Source organism: Protofrankia sp. Cas8 (assembly GCF_963555845.1).
Lineage (GTDB): Bacteria > Actinomycetota > Actinomycetes > Frankiales > Frankiaceae > Protofrankia.
On record NZ_CAUVXI010000084.1, the window covers coordinates 11,127 to 12,740 of the forward strand.

The following is a 1,614-nucleotide window of genomic DNA, read 5'->3' on the forward strand; positions in this document are numbered from 1 at the left end:
CGTCGTCGTCACCGAACCGCCGGCCACCCTGACCGGCCACACCGGAGAGATCAACTCGGTGGGGTGGGCGGCCGGCCCCGACGGCCGGCTGCTACTCGCCTCCGGCAGCAACGACGCCACGGTGCGGATCTGGGATCCGCGCACCGGCCACCTCCTGCACACCCTGACCGGCCACACCAGCACGGTCTGGTCGGTGAGGTGGGCGACAGGCCCCGACGGCCGGCTACTACTCGCCTCAGGCAGCTACGACGCCACGGTGCGGATCTGGGATCCGACCACCGGCCACACCCTGCACACCCTCACCGGCCACACCGGCACGGTCTACTCGGTGGGGTGGGCGACAGGCCCCGACGGCCGGCTACTACTCGCCTCAAGCAGCACCGACGCCACGGTGCGAATCTGGGATCCGACCACCGGCCACACCCTGCACACCCTCACCGGCCACACCAGCACGGTCGGGTCGGTGGGGTGGGCGACCGGCCCCGACGGCCGGCTACTACTCGCCTCCGGCAGCAACGACGCCACGGTGCGGATCTGGGATCCGCACACCGGCCACACCCTGCACACCCTGACCGGCCACACCGGCCCGGTCTTGTCGGTGGGGTGGGCGACCGGCCCCGACGGCCGGCTACTACTCGCCTCAGGCAGCGGCGACCGGACGGTGCGGATCTGGGATCCGACCACCGGCCACACCCTGCACACCCTGACCGGCCACACCAGCACGGTCTGGTCGGTGAGGTGGGCGACCGGCCCCGACGGCCGGCTACTACTCGCCTCAGGCAGCTACGACGCCACGGTGCGGATCTGGGATCCGACCACCGGCCACACCCTGCACACCCTGACCGGCCACACCAGCGGGGTCTACTCGGTGGGGTGGGCGACCGGCCCCGACGGCCGGCTACTACTCGCCTCAGGCAGCGGCGACGCCACGGTGCGGATCTGGAACGTGACAGTGCCGCCACCGCGGCCGGATGCGGCCGTCACGGCTGATCCGGTCCCGTCCCGGTGGCAGACGGAAGCGGCCGGTCTGATCCTGCTGGGCGCGGGTGAATTGTGGCCGCCGCTGTCGACCATCCACGACCTGATTGCGATCACAGCAGGTAGAGCCGCCCGGCCCGGCACCCCACCCAGCCATGATCATTTGATGGGTGGAACAGGCCAGCTGGGCGATGCGGGCGGCACGCTGTACGACCCGCGGATCCGGGCACTAGCCACCCACCCCGGGATCATCCGTCTCCGCCAGCTGGCCTGGCCACCGGCCGCCCGTGTCGGGTTCGCCGCACTCCTCGCCACCGACCTGCACACCAACCCCGCCTATCTGCCACCGGCGGGCAGCAGCCCGGTTGGCCAGCGCGACATGCTGCACACCGCTCTCCACAGCCCGGCCGGCACACCCAGCCCACCACCGGTGAACATCGACCGGCTCGTCGCCGCCGCCAACCGCATCGACGGGCGACTGACCGCCCTGCTCACCATCGTTGGACCCGACGCGATCGCCACCGACCCCACCCTGCCGCTACGGCTCCGCGACCGCGCCCCGGCCATGCCCCCGCTGAACGGCACACACCTGACGCTCCTCGCCGACGCCACCATCCTCACCACCACCAGCCAGAA

Annotated in this window: 1 pseudogene; it reads left to right on the plus strand. The window is 71.9% G+C overall.

Annotation, left to right across the window (positions count from 1 at the left end):
- Positions 1 to 1,614 (plus strand): annotated as a pseudogene (locus tag U9977_RS13850) (WD40 repeat domain-containing protein); the annotation flags it as partial.